Source organism: Achromobacter sp. K91 (assembly GCF_003576205.1).
In the GTDB taxonomy this organism is placed as follows: domain Bacteria; phylum Pseudomonadota; class Gammaproteobacteria; order Burkholderiales; family Burkholderiaceae_B; genus Achromobacter; species Achromobacter aegrifaciens.
This window is the reverse complement of the sequence record NZ_QWFB01000031.1, coordinates 320,637-339,359: the sequence shown is the minus strand read 5'-3', so window position 1 is coordinate 339,359 and position 18,723 is coordinate 320,637. Positions and strand designations below refer to the sequence as shown.

16 protein-coding genes, 1 tRNA gene and 1 pseudogene are annotated in these 18,723 nt (G+C 60.2%); 7 read left to right on the top strand and 11 right to left on the bottom strand.

All coding sequences use genetic code 11. The features are described from left to right. Window positions 1-152 precede the first annotated feature (152 nt). The gene (locus DXK93_RS14940) at window positions 153-971 is read left to right on the top strand and encodes an IclR family transcriptional regulator (RefSeq protein ID WP_054459330.1); all 819 of its coding nucleotides are present in this window, start codon (window positions 153-155) and stop codon (window positions 969-971) included. Window positions 972-988: 17 nt separating this feature from the next. On the opposite strand, the gene DXK93_RS14935 is transcribed toward DXK93_RS14940, so the two are convergent. From DXK93_RS14935 to DXK93_RS14925, 4 genes are all read right to left on the bottom strand, one after another. Continuing rightward, complete coding sequence (locus DXK93_RS14935) at window positions 989-1,609, bottom strand: glutathione S-transferase family protein (RefSeq protein WP_054459332.1); 621 nt, start codon at window positions 1,607-1,609, stop codon at window positions 989-991. Window positions 1,610-1,625: 16 nt separating this feature from the next. Further along, window positions 1,626-2,204 (bottom strand): 1,6-anhydro-N-acetylmuramyl-L-alanine amidase AmpD, encoded by a 579-nt coding sequence (gene ampD / locus DXK93_RS14930; RefSeq protein ID WP_119450465.1) that lies wholly within the window; start codon window positions 2,202-2,204, stop codon window positions 1,626-1,628. Window positions 2,205-2,276: 72 nt separating this feature from the next. Then, window positions 2,277-2,540 carry a PP0621 family protein gene (locus tag DXK93_RS32000; protein ID WP_158598561.1) on the bottom strand — a complete coding sequence of 88 codons (264 nt, stop codon included), beginning with the start codon at window positions 2,538-2,540 and terminating at the stop codon, window positions 2,277-2,279. A 1-nt stretch (window position 2,541) separates the two neighbouring features. Continuing rightward, window positions 2,542-3,384, bottom strand: a complete 843-nt coding sequence (locus tag DXK93_RS14925; RefSeq protein ID WP_054459338.1) for an inner membrane protein YpjD — start codon at window positions 3,382-3,384, stop codon at window positions 2,542-2,544. A 106-nt stretch (window positions 3,385-3,490) separates the two neighbouring features. Here DXK93_RS14925 and ffh point away from each other — a divergent pair, with 106 nt between their 5' ends. Then, on the top strand, window positions 3,491-4,897 hold the full coding sequence (gene ffh, locus DXK93_RS14920; RefSeq protein WP_054459340.1) for a signal recognition particle protein: 1,407 nt from the start codon (window positions 3,491-3,493) through the stop codon (window positions 4,895-4,897). 341 nt (window positions 4,898-5,238) lie between these two features. On the opposite strand, the gene lysM is transcribed toward ffh, so the two are convergent. The 5 genes from lysM to trmB all read right to left on the bottom strand — a co-directional run bounded on the left by lysM (window position 5,239) and on the right by trmB (window position 8,306). After that, a complete protein-coding gene (gene lysM / locus DXK93_RS14915) occupies window positions 5,239-5,685 on the bottom strand; it encodes a peptidoglycan-binding protein LysM (protein ID WP_054459342.1) in 447 nt (148 codons plus the stop codon). Between the two features lie 43 nt (window positions 5,686-5,728). Then, window positions 5,729-6,046 carry a hypothetical protein gene (locus DXK93_RS14910; RefSeq protein ID WP_054459343.1) on the bottom strand — a complete coding sequence of 106 codons (318 nt, stop codon included), beginning with the start codon at window positions 6,044-6,046 and terminating at the stop codon, window positions 5,729-5,731. Between the two features lie 282 nt (window positions 6,047-6,328). Next, window positions 6,329-6,529, bottom strand: coding sequence for a sulfur carrier protein ThiS (thiS, locus tag DXK93_RS14905; RefSeq protein WP_054459345.1), 201 nt, complete (start codon window positions 6,527-6,529; stop codon window positions 6,329-6,331). Window positions 6,530-6,543: 14 nt separating this feature from the next. After that, window positions 6,544-7,482 carry a prolyl aminopeptidase gene (pip, locus tag DXK93_RS14900; RefSeq protein ID WP_054459347.1) on the bottom strand — a complete coding sequence of 313 codons (939 nt, stop codon included), beginning with the start codon at window positions 7,480-7,482 and terminating at the stop codon, window positions 6,544-6,546. Then, window positions 7,482-8,306 carry a tRNA (guanosine(46)-N7)-methyltransferase TrmB gene (gene trmB / locus DXK93_RS14895; RefSeq protein WP_175180506.1) on the bottom strand — a complete coding sequence of 275 codons (825 nt, stop codon included), beginning with the start codon at window positions 8,304-8,306 and terminating at the stop codon, window positions 7,482-7,484. Before trmB ends, pip begins: the two co-directional genes overlap by 1 nt. A 185-nt stretch (window positions 8,307-8,491) precedes the next feature. Between trmB and DXK93_RS14890 the strand changes: the two genes are divergently transcribed. From DXK93_RS14890 to DXK93_RS31845, 5 genes and pseudogenes are all read left to right on the top strand, one after another. Further along, window positions 8,492-8,565, top strand: a tRNA-Gly gene (locus DXK93_RS14890). Between the two features lie 241 nt (window positions 8,566-8,806). After that, window positions 8,807-10,090: pseudogene (locus DXK93_RS14885) on the top strand (tyrosine-type recombinase/integrase); the annotation flags it as partial. 337 nt (window positions 10,091-10,427) lie between these two features. Further along, window positions 10,428-11,540 carry a DUF2971 domain-containing protein gene (locus DXK93_RS14880; protein ID WP_147400246.1) on the top strand — a complete coding sequence of 371 codons (1,113 nt, stop codon included), beginning with the start codon at window positions 10,428-10,430 and terminating at the stop codon, window positions 11,538-11,540. A 325-nt stretch (window positions 11,541-11,865) separates the two neighbouring features. Beyond that, on the top strand, window positions 11,866-14,538 hold the full coding sequence (locus DXK93_RS14875) for a TrlF family AAA-like ATPase (protein WP_119450462.1): 2,673 nt from the start codon (window positions 11,866-11,868) through the stop codon (window positions 14,536-14,538). A 132-nt stretch (window positions 14,539-14,670) separates the two neighbouring features. Then, window positions 14,671-14,904: a hypothetical protein gene (locus DXK93_RS31845; RefSeq protein WP_147400245.1), complete on the top strand. Its 234-nt coding sequence runs from the start codon at window positions 14,671-14,673 to the stop codon at window positions 14,902-14,904. Window positions 14,905-15,384: 480 nt separating this feature from the next. On the opposite strand, the gene DXK93_RS14870 is transcribed toward DXK93_RS31845, so the two are convergent. After that, complete coding sequence (locus DXK93_RS14870; RefSeq protein WP_119450461.1) at window positions 15,385-17,496, bottom strand: 3-hydroxyacyl-CoA dehydrogenase NAD-binding domain-containing protein; 2,112 nt, start codon at window positions 17,494-17,496, stop codon at window positions 15,385-15,387. Between the two features lie 40 nt (window positions 17,497-17,536). Continuing rightward, window positions 17,537-18,718: an acyl-CoA dehydrogenase family protein gene (locus DXK93_RS14865; protein ID WP_119450460.1), complete on the bottom strand. Its 1,182-nt coding sequence runs from the start codon at window positions 18,716-18,718 to the stop codon at window positions 17,537-17,539. Between the last annotated feature and the right edge of the window lie 5 nt (window positions 18,719-18,723).

Genomic DNA, 18,723 nt, shown 5'->3' with positions numbered 1-18,723 from the left:
CATACAGGGAAAGAATGGTGATGAGACGCGCTCCCTGCGCCTGGAGCATCCTCCGGGCATATCGCCCGGAAAGCGCGCCTTTTCCCCGCATCTCGCTGCGATGGTGGCGGTTATGCTTGCAATCGTTCTCTTTGTCGCCCGGCCCCGCTTTCATGACCTCTACGCAGACTCCCGACCGTACGCCCACCCTGGACCCCGATGGCGCCGCGCCCGCCGGCACGCAGACGCTGATGCGCGGCCTGGCGGTGGTGCAGGCCGTGTCCGGCGGCGCGCGCGACCTGAAGGAAATCTGCGCCCGCATCGGCGTGGCGCGCAGCACCACGCACCGGCTGGCCAGCTGCCTGGTGCAGGAACGCTATCTGCGGTCCCTGCCCGGCGTGGGCTATGTGCTGGGGCCGAAGCTGATCGAACTGGGTTTCCAGGCGCGCGAAGCCTTTCCGATGGCGACGCTGGCGCGTCCTTATCTGGACAGCCTGGCGGAACAGACGGGCGACACCATCCACCTGGCCGTGCGCGACAACGACGAAGTCCTGTACCTGGAAAAGATCCCCGGCAAGAAGGGGCTGGAGATGCGCTCGCGCGTGGGGCACCGCATGCCGCTGGCCGCCACGGGCGTGGGCAAGGCCTTGCTGCTGGATACCGAAGAACCGCAGTGGAAAGCGCTGTACCGTGTCGGCGCGCCGGTGTCGTCGCGCGCGGGAGGCGGCAGCCAGACCTGGGAGGCCTTCCGCGACCGTATGCGCGACTATGCCGCCCACGGCTACGCGTTCGACCTGGAAGACAACGAACCGTCGATCCGCTGCGTGGCGGCGCCCGTGCGCGACGCGTCCAGCGGCATCGTCGCCGCCATCAGTGTGTCCAGCACGGTGCCCTATATGTCGCTGGATCGCATGCGCGACATGGTCGCCGTGGTGCAGGGCGCCGCAGCGGGGATTTCAGCGGAACTGGGATGGAAGGTGGACCGCGGCTGAGGCCGCGGCCCTGTGTCTTATTCCAGCGGCAGCGTCAGCACGCCCTGCGGGGCCGGACGCATCATGACGCGGCGGTACCAGGCCGACAGCGCCGGCGTGTCCGGTCGTTCGATCGGCAGGGCCAGCCAGCGGTGGGCGGAGCAGACCAGGGCGATATCACCCATGGTCAGTTGGCGGCCGGCGATGAACTCGCGGCCCTGCAGGGCCTGGTCCAGGATCAGGGCACGGGCATTCGAACGCTTGACCGAGTTTTCGATGGCGGCGCGGTCGCGCTTTTCCTCGGGTGTGCGGATCAGGCCCAGGAACGCCGGACCCATGACGCCCTGCCATTCGGTGGCCTGCCAGTCCATCCAGCGGTCGGCGTCGGCGCGCAGGCATACGTCTTCCGGCCACAGGCTGCCGACGCCGTAGCGCGCGGACAGATAGCGCACGATAGCGTTCGATTCCCACAGCACGAAGCCGCCGTCGTCGATGACAGGGACCGTACGGTTGGGATTCAGCTTGGCGAATTCGGGCGTATCGACCACGCCGAACGGACCGCCAGCCTGCGTGAAGGAGTGCGGCAGGGCCAGTTCGCGCACCGCCAGCATGACTTTCTGAACGTTGACGGAAGTCAGGCGTCCCCAGATCTTCAACATAACCATTCCTTTAGTGTCAGACGGGCGGCAGCTGCCGCCGTGCAAAGCCGCTGTCGCGCGAGAAGCGCGTCCAGTTGAAAGCGGGTCCGGGATCGGTCTTGCGGCCCGGGGCGATGTGTTCATGGCCCCAGGCGGCGGCCAGCGGATGGCGCGCGCGCAGAGCCGGCGTCAGCTTGCGCAGCGCCAGGTATTGCTCTTCGGCATAGGGCAGGGTATCCGTGCCCTCGAGCTCGATGCCGATGGAAAAGTCATTGCAGCGTTCGCGGCCGGCAAAACGCGACACGCCCGCATGCCAGGCGCGTTCGTCGGTGGACACGAACTGGATGATGCTGCCGTCGCGGCGGATGAAGAAATGCGCCGACACGCGCAGGCCGCGCAGCCGTTCCAGCCAGGGATGCGAACCGTAGTCCAGCGTATTCAGGAACAGCCCCGCGACTTCAGGGCCGCCGAATCGCCCCGGCGGCAGGCTGATGTTGTGCAGCACCAGCAGCGACGCCTGCGCGCCGGCAGGGCGCGCGTCGCAGTTGGGGGAGGGCATGAGCGAAACACCCGGGGCTGGCGCCAGCCAGCCATGACGATCCAGAAGCAAGGCCATGGGAAGAGAGCATGCGTGTGGTTTCCAACACGCATTATGCCGTGCAGGGCGGCAAGCCTCTAATCAGGCGGATCAGTGCCGGGCCGGGCCCAGGCGCGCGTGTTCCGAGCTGCACCAGGTCTGGCCGTTCTGCTGCAAGGCTTCGGACCGGGGCAGATGGATGCCACAGTGGGCGCAGCGCACCATGGACTCCAGCGGCTTGGGGCCGCGCGCATCGGCCTTGGGCTTTTTCGCGCCCTGCTGGCCGGCTTGCCGCGCCGCGGCCATGCGGCCCGCCAGACGGGCCACGAACAGCACCAGGATGATCAGAACAATCCAGAACAGCAACTTGCCCACGTCAACCTCGATGCAGAATCATTTCCAGCACGAACCGGCTGCCGGTATAGGCCAGAATCAGGAACCCGAAACCCGTCAGCGTCCAGCGCAGGGCGACGCGGCCGCGCCAGCCCCAGACGTGGCGGCCGGCCAGCAGCACGCCGAAGGTCAGCCATGACAGCAGCGTGAACACGGTCTTGTGGTCGAAGGGCAGGATCTTGCCCGTCAGCTTCATGGACGCCACGGAACCCGTGCCCACGGCCAGCGTCAGCACGATGAAGCCGATCCAGATGATGCGGAACAGCAGCTGTTCCTGCACCAGCAGCGGCGGCTGGGAGTCCAGCACGCGGCCGACGATGCTGCGTTCGGCGGGAGCTTCCAGCGGGCGATGCAGATGGCGGTCCAGCAGCGCCATCATCATGGCGTGCAGCGCGGCGATGGTGATCAGGCCGTAGGCCGCCAGGGCGATCAGCAGGTGGACGCGCAGCCACGCGTCGTTGGCATGGGGCACGAATTGGCCCTGGGGAAAGATTGCGGCCAGGCCGCTGGCGATGGTGGCTGCCGGCAGCAGCAGCAATTGCAGGCCGTCTATGCGCACCAGCAGGCTTTCCAGCCAGAACACCACCATGCCCAGCCAGATGGCCGCGGACAGGGCCAACGCCCACCCGATGAACAGATGCTGGGCCCCCAGCATCGATTGTTGCAGCCCGATTCCATGGAGAACCAGGGCACCCAGCAGGCACAGGCGGGCGATTTTGCCGGTCTGTTCCACGCCGCCGCCACGGGCCAGGCGGATCCAAAGCGACCCTCCCAGCACCGCGTACGCCAAGGCAGCCGCCGTGTGAAATACAATGCCTAGTGACATAGAAACCGTTGTCTGGATGGGGCCTTGGGGCGCATGCCGCCCGAAAGCGCAGAATCCGCGCCTGCGGCCACCGTTCAATCAACTAGTTTAAGCGGAAACGCCTCTCATGCTCGATAACCTAACTCAACGCCTGTCGCGCGTCGTCAAGACGCTGCGCGGGGAAGCCCGCCTGACCGAGGCCAACACCCAGGAGATGCTGCGCGAAGTGCGCATGGCGCTGCTGGAAGCCGACGTGGCACTGCCCGTCGTGCGCGAGTTCGTCGCGCGCGTGAAGGAAAAGGCGCTGGGCGAAGAAGTCGCCAGCAGCCTCAGCCCGGGCCAGGCCCTGGTGGGCGTGGTCCACAAGGAACTGACCGCCCTGATGGGCGGCGACCTGGGCGCCGACTCCGGCGAACTGTCGCTGGCGGTGCAGCCGCCTGCCGTCATCCTGATGGCAGGCCTGCAGGGCGCCGGCAAGACCACCACCACCGGCAAGCTGGCGCGCTGGCTCAGCGAAGGCCAGCACACCCAGCACGGCCGCAAGACCGGCAAGAAGAAAGTGCTGGTGGTGTCCGCCGACGTCTACCGCCCGGCCGCTATCGATCAGCTGAAGAGCGTGGCAGCACAGGTGGGCGTGGACTTCCTGCCGTCCGACCCCAGCCAGAAGCCCGAGGACATCGCCCGTAACGCGGTGGACCACGCGCGCCGCCATCACTATGACGTGCTGATCCTGGACACGGCCGGCCGTTTGGGCATCGACGAAGCCATGATGCGCGAAATCCGCGCGCTGCATGACCTGGTCAAGCCGGTGGAAACGCTGTTCGTGGTCGACGCCATGCAGGGCCAGGACGCGGTCAACACCGCGCGCGCCTTTGCCGAAGCGCTGCCCCTGACCGGCGTGGTGCTGACCAAGCTGGACGGCGACGCCCGCGGCGGCGCGGCCCTGTCGGTGCGCCACGTTACCGGCAAGCCCCTGAAGTTCGTCGGCGTCTCGGAAAAGCTCGATGGCCTGGAGCCGTTCTATCCCGAGCGCATGGCGCAGCGCGTGCTGGGCATGGGCGACATCGTCTCGCTGGTCGAACAGGCCCAGAAGAACATCGACATCGCCGAAGCCCAGAAGCTCGCCGCGAAGATCAAGTCGGGCAACAAGTTCGACCTGAACGACTTTCGCGACCAGCTTGGCCAGGTGAAGAAGCTGGGCGACATGGGCTCGCTGCTGGAAAAGCTGCCCGCCCAGTTTCAACAGGCTGCCGGCCAATTGCAGGGCGGCCAGGCTGAAAAGCAGCTGCGCCGCACCGAAGGCATCCTGAACTCCATGACGGCGGCCGAACGCGCCAAGCCCGAGCTCATCAAGGCCTCGCGCAAGCGTCGCATCGCGGCTGGCTCCGGCGTGCCGGTGCAGGAAGTCAACCGCCTGCTCGCGCAATTCGACCAGATGCAGGGCATGATGAAGCAGATGAAGAAGGGCGGCATGGCCAAGATGATGCGCGCCATGGGCGGCATGAAGGGCCTGGGCCGCTTTGGAATGAAATGATGCCCCACGGCGCGCGCACTGCGTGCGCTTCCTGCCCCCCCCGAGGGGGTTCTTTTTCCTTGGGGCGGCCCGGCGGGAAAAGATGCCCCCACGCTTCGCTCACTGCGTGAGCTCTCTGCCCCCCGAGGGGGTCTTTTTCCTTGGGGCGGCCCGGCGGAAAAAGGCCTTCTTGCATCGGACAGGAATGCCCCGAAAGGGGCATTTTTCATTGGAGACGCAGGCAAAAAAAATGGCCAGACATTGCGTCTGGCCAAGTAATCGCGGCTAGCAGGGGGCGCCTGCCGCGATGCAAGCCGGAAAGCGCATGGGTGCCTTCCAGCCTGTCCGATTTACGGCAATGATCAGGACAGGGGCGGGATACGCAGCACCTGGCCCGGGTAGATCTTGTCGGGGCTGGTCAGCATGGGCTTGTTGGCTTCGAAGATCAGGTTGTTCTTCGCGCCCTGGCCCTTGCCGTATTGCGCTTCGGCAATCTTCCACAGGTTGTCGCCCTTTTGCACCGTGTACATCTTGGCTTCCGGGGTGGCCTGCTTCACCTTCAGTTGGTTGTCCACCTGGGCCACGCCCACGGTGTTGCCCAGCGCCAGAGTGATTTTCTCCGCCGCTTCAGTGCTGAGGGCCTCGCCCGCCACCGTGACCTTGTCGCCATCGACCGAGATCTGCAAGCCGTCGGCATTCAGGCCGTGCTTATCGAGCTCTTTCTTCAATTCGTCCGCCGTCGCGGCCTTGGCCTCGCTGGCGCCGAAGAGCTTTTCTCCAACGTCCTTGATGAAATTGAGCAGACCCATAGTGTTTCCTTTATCTATGTTGCGGTGAGAGAAACAAGTGCCATCAGGGCTTTTGGCCCATGAACATTTTGCGCACGATGCCGGCGATCAAGGTCAGCACGGCGCCACCGACGCCGCCGCCGACCACGCTGCTGGCGATCGCGGAAAGATCCAGTCCCGTATTGCCTGCTGCAACCGCGTTCGCTCCGGCGGTGATCATCGGAGCCAGCCAGGAACCCCCTGCCAGGCCGCCGATGGCGCCTGCGATGGTATTGCCCAACGGACCCAGATTGAACTGCTGGAGCATCTTTCCCAAGCCATTGCCTGCGGCAGCGCCGGCGACAAGCTGGATGATCAGGTTGATGATGACTGCGGTGTTCATGATGCCTCCTCTGCCCCGCGAGGGCGATGTGCAACGCTAGAACAACAGCAAGACGAACGTACGAAACCAGCAGGAACGATTATGACTCGCACATTCCCCGGGCGACGAGGGGTTAACGTGTAACAGGTTGCTAGCCTGTCGGCAGACTACGCAAGAATGCTGGTCAGTTTGCAGGGAATGCGCCGCGATCGGTCTAAACCGCATCGGGCGCGCGGCTACATGCGACAAGGGCCGCTATCGCAGCGGCCCTTGTCTTGGCAGTGTTTCAGCGCGGCGCCGGTGTCAGCCGCCGCCCACGGCCACCACGATTTCGATCTGGTCGCCGTCCGTCAGCGCGGTCTGCGCGTGCTGGCTCTTGGGCACGATTTCGCCGTTGCGTTCCACGGCCACGCGCTTGCCGGCATAGCCCAGGGCTTCCAGCAGCTCGTTCACGGTCGTGTCCAGGGGAAACTCCCGTGCGTCTCCGTTCAGGGTGATGTGCATGCAGGTCTCCTCAGTTATCGCGCATAGCCGTCGGTGGCGGCGATCAGCCGCGCCAACGTGCCGGGTTCGTCAAACGCATGGCCCGCATCCGGGACCAGGTGGAATTCGGCTTCGGGCCAGGCGCGGTGCAGGTCCCAGGCGGTGCGCGCGGGCGTGCAGACGTCGTAGCGCCCCTGCACGATGGTGCCCGGAATGCCGCGCAGCTTGTGCGCATCGCGTATCAGCTGGCCTTCTTCCATGAAGCCGCGGTTCACGAAGTAGTGGTTCTCGATGCGCGCGAACGCCAGCGCGGCGCGGTCGGCGGCATGGCTTTGCTGGTGGCGCGGGCTGGGCAGCAGCGTGATGGTGCTGTCTTCCCATTTGCTCCAGGCCTTGGCGGCGCGCAACTGCTCGGCCGGGTCGTCGCCCGTCAGGCGCTTGTGATACGCCGCGACCAGGTCGCCGCGCTCATCTTCCGGAATCGGCGCAAGGTACTCTTCCCAGCGGTCGGGGAACAGCCACGACGCGCCTTCCTGGTAGAACCAGTGGATCTCCGCGCGCCGCAGCCCGAAAATGCCGCGCAGCACCAGTTCGCTGACGTGGGACACGTGCGTTTCCGCATAGGCCAGCGCCAGCGTCGAACCCCAGGACCCGCCGAACACCAGCCACTTTTCCGCGCCCATGACCTCGGTGCGCAGACGTTCGATGTCGGACACCAGATGCCAGGTCGTGTTGTTCTCCAGGCTGGCGTGGGGCTGCGAACGGCCGCAACCGCGCTGATCGAACAGCAGCACGTTGTAGCGCTGCGGATCGAACAGCTGCCGGTGCACGGGCGAGCAGCCGCTGCCGGGGCCGCCATGCAGGAACACGGCGGGCTTGCCCTGCGGATTGCCGCAGAGTTCCCAGTAGATCTGGTGGCCGTCGCCGGTGTCCAGCGTGCCTTGGCGGTAGGGTTCGATGGGCGGGTATAGCATCAGGCGACTCGCTTGAAGATCAGGTCCCAGACGCCGTGGCCCAGTCGCAGGCCGCGGTTCTCGAATTTGGTCAGCGGGCGGTAATCGGGGCGCGGAGCGTAGCCGTCCGCGGTATTCGCAAGCTGCGGCTCATTGCCCAGCACTTCCAGCATCTGCACCGCGTAGTCTTCCCAATCGGTGGCGCAATGGATGTAGCCGCCCGGCGCGATGCGGCTGGCCAGGAGCGCGATGAACGCGGGCTGGATCAGGCGGCGCTTGTGATGGCGCTTCTTCGGCCACGGATCGGGGAAATAGATATGCACGCCGGCCAGCGAATCGGGGGCGATCATGTCGCGCACCACTTCCACCGCGTCGTGCTGGATGATGCGCAGGTTCGGGATATTGGAGTCTTCAATGCGGCGCAGCAGCGAGCCCACGCCAGCGTTGAACACCTCCACGCCCAGGAAATTGTCGTCCGGGCGCGCCAGCGCGATCTTCTCGGTGGTCTCGCCCATGCCGAAGCCGATTTCCAGCACCGTCGGGGCCTGCCGGCCGAAGGCGGCGGCGGGATCCAGGCGGCGCGGCGCATAGGGAATGGACCATTGGCCCATCAGGCGCTCGAGCGCGGCCAACTGGCCCTGGGTGATGTGGCCGCGGCGGTGCACGAAACTGCGGATATGGGTCGCGCCCGGGCTGTTGGGCGCGTGGGCGGTACTGGCCAGCGCCGCCTGCGTTTCCGGGGAGACGGCGGCAGCCGAGGGCTCGCCGCCAGGCGTCGCGGGGGCGCTTGCGGCAGCCGGGGCCGAGGCGGCTGCGGGGTTGTTTTCGGGGGTGTTCGTATTCATAGCCCGAATTGTAGTGGCAGGTCCGGCATGCCGCTGTCGCCCAGATGCACTAAATTGGGGACATATTTACAACCTTGAGGCTGAGGGCCTGTTGCAGCAGGGCGGCGGCGGCCAGCGGCGATGAAAAAAGGCGCGCTATAATCGCCGCCTCTGCTTCGGCTTTGCGCCGAGGGCACGACACCCGAGCGGGTGTAGTTCAATGGTAGAACGGCGGCTTCCCAAGCCTCAAGCGTGGGTTCGATTCCCATCACCCGCTCCAAGTAGCGCTCCATACCCGGTTTGTCACTTTGGGAAGTGATTCCAAGTGATTGAATTACAATGATATTTTTTCATCCCTGATGCTGTCGGGATCGGAAAAATGCCTCTCTAGCACCCCTATTCAGGTACATTTTTTGGCCCATCAGTACGGGGGCCGGCATGTCGCATTGTTTCTGTCCGCCGCGCGACGCTGCGGCGACCATGGCTCCGATCCCGTCTAATTTGGGATTTGGGGAGCAGGCGTGGTGCTGACTGACGTACATATCCGAAACGCCAAGGCAACGGGGAAGGTCTACACACTGGGCGACTACGACGGCTTGTCGTTGTTCGTGTCGGCCCAGGGCAGCAAGGCCTGGCATTTCCGCTACCAGTGGCTCGGCAAGCGGTCACGGATGTCTTTCGGTACGTATCCCGAACTGAGCTTGCGTGAGGCGCGGGCCATGCGGGTAGAGGCGAGGGCGATGATCGCCAAAGGCATCAATCCCAGGCTTGCGCGAAAAAAGAAGCAGCAGGCTGCTCGGCTGGCGGGCGAGTACACCTTCATGCGGGTGTATGAGAAGTGGCTGGCGCATCGGATGCTGGTGCTGGAGGAGGGGCGGCAAAGCACATTGCAGCAGATCCGACGGGTGTTCCAGAAAGACGTGATCCCGGCGCTGCGCAGAATGACCATTCATGAAATTACGCAGCATCATCTGCTGGAGGTAATCGGGCGCATCGAGGCGCGGGGTTCGCTGTCAGTCGCAGAGAAGATGCGCACGTGGCTGCGGCAATTGTTCGAGTACGCCGTGGTGGTGGTACCCGACATGGAGAACAACCCTGCACGGGACTTGCACGTGGTGGCGGTCCCGCTGCCGCCGGTTCGGCACAATCCGTTCTTGATAATCAAAGAGTTGCCGTCGTTCTTGAGGGACTTGCGTGTCTACCAGGGAAGAAAGGTGACGCAAATGGCAGTTCGGCTGTTGCTGTTGACCGGCGTGCGTACGGGGGAGTTGCGGCTGGCCACGCCTGACCAGTTCGACCTGGCACGTGGCTTGTGGATCATACCTGCGGCCTCGCTCAAGCAACGCAACATGCTGACTAGACGGCGGCGTGTGCGGGTCGGTGATATTCCACCGTACATCGTGCCGTTATCTCTTCAGGCGCAGCAGGTTGTTCGTGAGGTGCTGGATGCGTTCAAGCCTGCACAGAAATATGTGTTCGCGGGCGTGGCACGGCTGACGGACCGCATGAGCGAGAATACCGTTAACTTTGCATTGAAGCGCATGGGGTACGACGGTCGCCTGACTGGACATGGACTGCGAGCCACGCTGTCGACAGCGTTAAATGAAATTGGCTATCCGCGGGTATGGGTGGATGCACAGTTGTCGCATGCCGATCCGAATCGGATCAGAGCGGTTTACAACCATGCGCAATACGTGGAGCAGAGAAGGGTGACGATGCAGGACTGGGCGAACCGGTTGGATTTGTTCGAACAGGGTGAGGTGGAGGCTGCGAGCCGGCATTTGATTGTGCATTTGCAGGGAGTGGCGGAGATGGCGTGGCGGGGTGATAAAACTCCACAGCGCTCGAAAATTTATGCGCCATATCCCATGGAGGCTTGTGGACAACAAACCATGCAGGACTCGACGGAGCGGATAAGTCTCGGATTGCTACGCATACGGGCTCCGACGTAACTGTCAGCCTCTGATGTCTAACCTTATTGGTTTGAGTAGTATGTTCTTGCCGTGAGCGGGATGTAGGTAGAGCAAGATGTATTCAATAATGAGCGTCTGCTAACGGCCAGGAGCAGTTATTCCATCAGTGGCCCTTGATGACTCATAATAAGTACTAGTCTCGAAACCTAAATTTAGTTAGACCTCACTCATGCACCGTATCAATTTAAGTCTGTTATCCACTAATAAGTGTGCCGAGCACGGCGTCATCGGCCAGCTTCCTTGTGCATTCCCTGGATGCACCAATGGAGTTCGTGAGGATGAATTTGAGGAGGAGCCTCTGATTGCAGGCAGTAAGGCAACGCGATGGAAGAGACGAGAGTGGCATTCTCCGTTGGGCAGCGCCTACTACAGCTGGGAAAGTAGCACTCTACCGAACTGGTTTCAGACAACTCGAATATTTTGGGATGAGGCTAGACGACTGAAGCTAGTTCCGAATTCCTTTCCGGCCACGGTCTACCATTACACCTCACTGGAAGGCTTTGTCGGCATCGTGAGTAACCGATCTGTCTGGATGACCGAGTTCGCTTACTTGAATGACCGTCGTGAGGTGCGCTATGGACTGGACCTTGTCCTTGAGACCGTGAGCGCCTTACTCGAGACTGAATCCGACGAAAGTGTCCGCGATCTCCTCTCGACTTGGAAGGAGCAGCTTGGCGGTGACAGACAGCGGATTTACATTACGTCATTCTCGGGCGAGGATGACAGCCTTAGTCAGTGGCGTGCGTACGGTCCTATTGCTGTTGGATTCCCAGTGCAATCTCTATCGCTCCACGTAAATCAGGGTTTGCTTCAAGCAGTTGAGTACGACCCAAGCACTCAAAAGAAGCTGGTAGAAATCTATGTTCACCACCTTGTTTCCGCGTTTCAAGCGGACTTGCGGGGGAACAGACTCGAACGCATTCCTGACGTGTATCACACGCTAGATAAGTTAGTTGAACTTGCCACTATCTTCAAAGATCCAGCCTTCCGAGCTGAAAACGAGTATCGACTCACGTTCATTGACATGCCTGAGCTCTTTAAAAAGCTCGGAGAGAAAAGCCCTAAACGCTCTTTTCGAGCTGCGCGCGGCAAGCTCATCCCTTACCTTCCTTCGACGCAGGTCCTCCCATCCGAGCATCGTGATTTCCCATTGGAAATCTCCGAAGTAGTGCTAGGTCCAGAAAGCGATGATTTGTTAGAACAAGGTGTACGAGAATTTCTCGACGAAAACGGACTGGAGCAGGTGCAGGTTCGTAGATCACTTGTACCTTTGCGCTCATAACCTCGACTTCTAACAGATCAGTCAACTCGGATACCTATGCTTCAGTGGTTTAGATGTCAGCTCAGGGTCGATTGGAGCCGGTCACGACGGGCTGCTACCGACCCAAAGTGGCCCTTCGAAACTTGTCACGTCGGGCGTCCCAGTTTCTAGACAGCTTCAAGTTGGATTTTCGTCTGGCCGATAGGCGTAGTGGTGTCGACAAAGGACGTTCCGAATAGCAGAACAGGGGGCTTTCAAACGTAATGGTCATCCAAGAGCGCCTGTAGCCAGACAAGCAGCATGAAGACTTGGTAACCTTCTGATACTTTCCAAGGGGGGAAAAGCCGTGTCCTTGCTACAAGAAATTCAGAAGGAATCCAACGGGGCGCTGTTTCGGCGCGCGGACCTTCACATCCATTCGTTCGGGCCCGAAGGTTCCTACGATGTTTCGGATGCACAGATGACGCCCGAAGCTATCGTGGACACGTCTATCGCTGAGCGGCTCGACGTTATCGCCATCACAGATCACAACCAGATCGGGAATGTTCGGTCGGCGCTGAATTACGCTCAGGGCAAAAACCTACTTGTTGTGCCCGGCGTCGAACTGTCCACGCCCCAGGGACACCTACTTGTCTACTTTGAAACTCCTGACCAGCTACAACGCTTCTATGGCAAGCTGACGATCTCGGATGACCGGAAGGTTTGCCACAACACCGTCCCGCAGTGCCTGCAATTTGCGGCCGAATTCAACGGCTTCGGCATTTGCGCGCACATTGAACTGGATAGCGGCCTGGAGAAGGCGGCTCCGAAATTCGATGCATTCAAGCAGGCAGTTTTCAACTGCGCCAACCTGCTGGGCTTGGAAATTGCCAACGCATCTAACAGCGCGATGTTCTCCCACGACGATGCCGACCCAAACCGAAGGAACTGCGCCGTCGCACGATGCGCGGCACTCGGTCTTGAGGAAGGGGTAGACTTAGCGAAGGTAATGTCGTCAGATGCGCACACACTCAACGCGCTCGGCCGCAACGCCAGCGGCAACAGGAAGCTGACCAGGTTGAAGATGGAGGCTCTAACCTTCGCCTCGCTGCGGATCGCCCTCAAGGACGCGACCGCGCGTGTGCGACTCGAAGATCTTATCCCCGCATCCGTACCGAGGTTCGTGGGGATAAAGCTGGAAGGTGGTTTCCTCAAGAATCAGGTTGTGCATTTCAGCCCGAATCTGACCTGCGTCATCGGTGGGCGTGGGGCGGGGAAGTCAACGCTCCTAGAATCACTTCGTGCGGCGTCTGGAAACGCCGCGGAAAGCTCGATCATTGACTCGGAGGTCTGGCCCGACGCCATCTCGCTCGTGTACGAGGACGAGGTGGGAGAACGCCATACGCTGACGCGCAACAAGCTTTGCGATGTGACGAATTCCGATCCGGAAGGACCGACGGCCGTTGCGATCGAAAGCTATGGACAAGGCGAAACGGCTGACACGATCCAGCACTGCGACACCGACCCGTCCATCCTCCTCCGATTCCTGGACGGATTTATCGACTTTGGTGAACTGCGCAAGCAAGACGAGTTGCTACGCGAGGCGATCCTAGCAAACCAGACGTTACTTGAGACGCTGCAGCAGAGCATCAACCAGATAGAGCCTACGGAAAAGGCCAAGGGTATTGCGGACACGCAGGTGGCGGCCTTGAAAAAGCAGAACGCAAGCGAGGTAGTGGAGCTGGAGGAGAAGCTGGCAAAGGAGCGGCGCTTCCGCGACGGCTTGAAGCGCAATCTGTCCGAGCTTCTCACCTCCATCACCGACAGCCTTGGAGGTGGGGGGCTGCGCAGATTAACGGCCGACATTGATGGCGAAGCCCTTGCTGTCGGCAAGGCAGAGTTTGACGTGGTCAAGGCGCTCGTTGACGGTCTTGCGACTGAAATCGACATGCTCGCTGGCGATCTTAAGCAGAAGGTCGTCGTCGCGAACGATAAGATCGCAGCGCAGCTTCAAGGCTGGGTCACGCGCGAAAAAGCGACCCAGGAAAGGATCGAAGAGATACGCCGCGATTTGGAGAAGCAGAATGTCAAGCTGGACATGGCATTCATCCGCAAGGTCACGAAGGATGCCGCCGATTTGCAAGCGCGACTGACCGAGCTTAAGAAGATCCAGCCTAAGCAACTGGAAGCCTTCAAGGAGCGCCGGCGCCTGATCCAGGAGCGCTCCACCCTCCGCGCCAGGATATTCAATGCTCGTCAGGCCTTCGCGACGACGATGAATGGAAACTTGGCCGCTGCAGTAGTCGATTACCGCGTCAAGTTCCAGTTCTACGAAGGCTTGCTCTCTCCCGATATGGAAGAGCTGATCAAGACCACGATGAACTGGCGAACTTCTCAGGTTCCACGTTCAGCGCTCATTGCCGCCATGATTTCGCCGGCTCAACTCCTTGTTGCCGTCAATGCGAAGGATGCATCGATACTCGAACAGTTGAATGATACTAACGGCAACCGTGTGTTCTCGAAGGCCGACGCTGGCGACATCATTGCGAGGCTATCAGAGTGGGAGGCCAAATGCGCATTGGAGCGCATCGCGTTTGAAGACCGACCAGAAATCAAAGTGACGCAGGTTGTCGAGAATGCCGACGGCACCAAAGGCTATCGGGTCCGCGACTTCGCCAAGCTTTCGCTCGGCCAACAGCAGGCAATCCTTTTGACGGTACTGCTGTTCTCCAAAAGCCGAGTGCCCTTGATCATCGATCAGCCGGAAGACAACCTCGATGGCGAGTTTATCTACAAAACGGTTGTTCGATCGCTGCGCAGCATCAAGGAGCATCGGCAGGTCATCATCGTGACGCACAATCCCAACATTGCAGTGCTTGGGGACGCTGAGCTAATCATTCCGCTGCGCGGTGCCAGCGACGTGTCGGTGGTCAGGGACCGTGGGTCAATCGACACCACTGAGACCAAAGATATTGTCTGCACTATTCTTGAAGGTAGCCAGAAGGCTTTCAAACGTCGACAAGAAGTCTATGGGTACTGACATTGCACCACAGTCGGTTTTTCATTAGCTGGAATCGGGACCTTTGAATGTACAGTTGGGACAACGAGTTGCGGAAGGGACTTAAACCCATACTTCTGGCAAATTGTTCTAGTCGGATCTTCGGGCGTGCTAATGAATCGATCCTATGCTTGGGTTTCGATCGGCGTAGAAGATGCGGCGAATGGAAATTTCATGACGAATGACTTTGCAACGAGCCGCACGACCATGAATGACTATGCCAGCGCCGACAAGGCAGACGCATTGCTTTGGGAAGTGCTAAATATTGCGCTTAACGAATGGGACGTCGATCCGGCAATTGCTGCCCTACATAAAGTTCGCAAAACGGTAAAGCCAGCCGGCCGCTAACCAAAGTCGAATGCAGGTCCATCGGTGGTGCTAACCCCTCAGCGACACTGTCCATGGACCTCGGCGTCCAGGTCCCGCCTTGCAAGAATCGGCATTAGCCGGGTTGGCCACGCGTCATTCGCACAGATCCTCGAACATTAACGGTTGTCGATAAAAGGACGCTGCCCGAGTCAACTCGACGCCGGATCGGGCTCATTTCCCGTCGCCTCATGGCGACTTAGTGTGCGAAGTTGGCATTCTATCTCGAGCATATAAGGATGATCGCTACGCGACCGCCCATCTTGCCGAGCTCGGCCCATGGACAACCCTGCTGGACAAACGGTGGACAGGCTACGCCTGGCCACGCGCTTGCCCACAGGGTATGCCCACCGGCTCCTGGGCTTCACCTACATACCCAACGGCCCTCATCAATTGTCAATTTGAAAAATTGACTTCACGACAAGCTTGCTTGTGGTCACTTCGCTTCAACTAGGCCACACCTCACAGCCTGTTTAAGCTCCCGAAGTCATGACCCCGAGCCACGAGCTGAACCAGCAGGTCGGCGGGCTTCCAGAATTCCGCATCTTCCCTTGCGTACGCTCGTAGATCATCCAGCACCCCGCCCAAGCCTTGCATATCCGCCCATTTCATCGGACCGCCACGATAGCGGGGGAATCCGTACCCATGGACGAATGCGACGTCGATATCCAAAGGACGCAGTGCGATGCCTTCTTGCAGCACCTTTGCTCCTTCGTTGACCATCGCCACCATGTATCGGCGAACGATCTCTTCGGGTTTGAATTTTCTCGGGACTATTCCCTTGCGGGTGCGTTCAGAGTCGATAATGGCCAGTACTTCCGGATCGGTCCAGCCCGAGCGAGAGCCGTTCGGATAAAGATACCAACCGCGCTGCGTCTTCTGCCCAAACCAGCCACGTTCGCACAGTCGGTCCGCCACTTCGACGTATCGGGCTTTCGGATCTCGCGTTAACGCCTTGCGTTTGCGCGTAGCCCAGCCTATATCACCGCCTGTCAGATCGGCCGTGCGATATGGGCCCATTGCATATCCGAATTCTTCGAGTGCGGCATCGATCTCATATGGCGAGGCGCCGTCTTCAAGCATGAAATTCGCGGCCTCGCGATAGACATATAGAATGCGGTTTCCGATGAAGCCATCGCAGACCCCGGCACGGACAGGAACTTTCTTGAGTCTTTTTGCCATTGAAAACGCCGCGGCGACCACTTGTGGCGACGTTTTGTCCGCCACGACGATCTCCAGCAATTTCATGATGTGGGCTGGGCTAAAGAAGTGAAGCCCGATCACGTCTTGTGGGCGGCTGGTCACGGCCGCAATATTATTAATGTCAAGATATGACGTATTCGTCGCGAGGATTGTGCCGGGGGGACAAACAAGGTCGAGTTTCTTGAATACGTCCGTCTTAACGTCCATGTTTTCGAACACGGCTTCGATAACCATATCCACGCCCGCGAGGTCCGCGTAGTGGGTGGTGGTTCCAAAGCGGCACATGATTTCGGCCTTGGCCGCAGCAGTCATCCTCTCTTTGTTGACAAGTCGGTCGTAGACCTGCTCAACGTTTTCCCTGCCTCGTTTAGCGCTCTCTTCATCACGCTCCAGCATGGTGACGTGCAGGCCGGCGTTCAGTGCGGCGACTGAAATGCCAGCGCCCATGGTTCCCCCGCCGATGACCGAAATACGATTTACGATGCGATTGGATCCTGCCCGCGCCTCGGGGACTTTCAACACCTCCCGTTCCGAAAAAAATGCATGGACCAAACCCTTGCGCTGCGGACTATCCATGCATTCAAGGAATAACTCTCGCTCGCGTCGCAAACCTTGGTCGAATGGCATTTCGACGGCAGCCCGCAGGCATTCGATGATCTTCCTCGGAGAGAATAGCCCGCGTGCTTGTTTCGACGTTTGCAGTTCCAGCGTTGCCAATTTGGTGGCCGCAGCCGCCTTATCGGCAACTTCGATATCCCGGGTTCGGCGAATCGGTGTATCGGAATTAAGGAGCCGCTTGGCATACGTTATGCCCACGGATTGTTGATTAGCCCCTTCGGCTATCTCGTCTATCAATCCCGCTCGTAGTGCTTCCCCGGCGGTCATCTGGCGGCCGCTGAGAATTACTTCGGCGGCGGCGACCACGCCCATCAATCGTGGCGCACGTTGGGTTCCGCCGGAGCCGGGTAGCAGACCGAGAGTCACTTCTGGTAGTCCGAACCGCGCTTCGCGGGTGGCGACACGGTAGTGAGCAGACATTGCTATCTCTAAGCCGCCACCCAACGTGGCACCGTGTAGAGCCGCTACGACCAGCTTTGTCGAGGATTCGAGCGCGTCACACACCTCGGGTAGCGAGGGTGCTGAAGGTGGGCTACCAAACTCACGAATGTCTGCACCCGCGATAAAGCACCCACCTTCTCCAACGATTACGACCGCGCGCACGGAATCATTAGTCTGGGCGTTCTGAATAGAATTCAGTAGACCAACACGCACGTCCAGGCTTAGTGCATTGACTGGGGGGTTATTGACATGAATGCACAGAATCTCTCCGTGCAATGAGGTCTGTACAGACGGACTTTTATCTTGGGGCATGAGTTTAGGAGTGCTTTTCAATGGATGGAAATGCAGCGAGTTACGGTAGTGCGTCAATGTCTTTGAGCAAGGTGCGTCCAATGATGACCTGCTGGATCTGCGTCGTGCCTTCGTACAGACGCAACAGGCGGACATCGCGGTAGAGGCGCTCAATTGCAAATTCGCTCATGTAGCCGCTCCCTCCATGGATCTGTACGCCGCGGTCAGCTACTCGGCCCGCCATTTCGGTTGCAAACATCTTGGCACTGGAGGTCATCACGCGCATTGCGGGGTCTGGACTTCCGAGAGGAAGCTCATCAAATCGCCGGGCCGTCTCCTGTACAAGCGCCCAGGCGGCCAGGAGCTCGGCCTGGCTGTCGGCGATCATCGCTTGAACCAGTTGAAAGTCGCCGATCGGCCTGCCGAACTGGCGCCGATCACGTGCATAGCTCACCGATTCGTCTAGCGCGCGTTTGGCCATGCCGCAGGCGACAGCAGCCAAATGCAACCGTGCGCGATTCAGGACTTTCATTGCCGTCTTGAATCCGAGGCCCGGCTCTCCGCCGATGATGTTCGATGCTGGTACACGAACTCCCTCGAGAATGACGTCGCAAGTCTTTGTCCCCCGCTGCCCCATTTTTTTATCTGGCTTTCCCAGAGACAAGCCGGGAGAGTCGGCAGGCACAAAAAATGCAGATATGCCGTCGTTTTGCACCCCGCCAGTACGGGCCATAAGCGTGAAGGCGTCAGCGTTTGGGGCATTTGAAATGAACCGTTTGGTACCCGTTAGCACATAGTAGTCGCCCTCGGCAACGGCGACAGTTTTTATGGCAGCTGCGTCCGTACCCGCATCGGGTTCCGTTAGGGCAAAGGCCATTTGAAGCTCGCCACTTGCGACGCGTGGCAGAATGGTCTCCCGTTGCTCTTGGGTGCCATCCATCAGGATCCCCTGAGAGCCGATTCCAATATTGGTCCCAAATACCGATCGAAACGCCAGCGAAGTCTGACCGATTTCGAATGCAACCTGGCATTCCTGGCTCATAGAGAGTCCGAGACCGCCATAGGACTCCGGGATAGACAACCCGAACATACCGAGTTCGCGCAGCTCCTGGATCACTTCCTGCGGAACGCTGTCGGTTTCTTCGACCAGATGTTCGAGCGGCATTAGACGCTCTCTGATGAAGCGATGCACTGAGTCGATGAAGATGCTGAACGACTGTTCGTCGATTCCGTTTTTCAACATGGCAC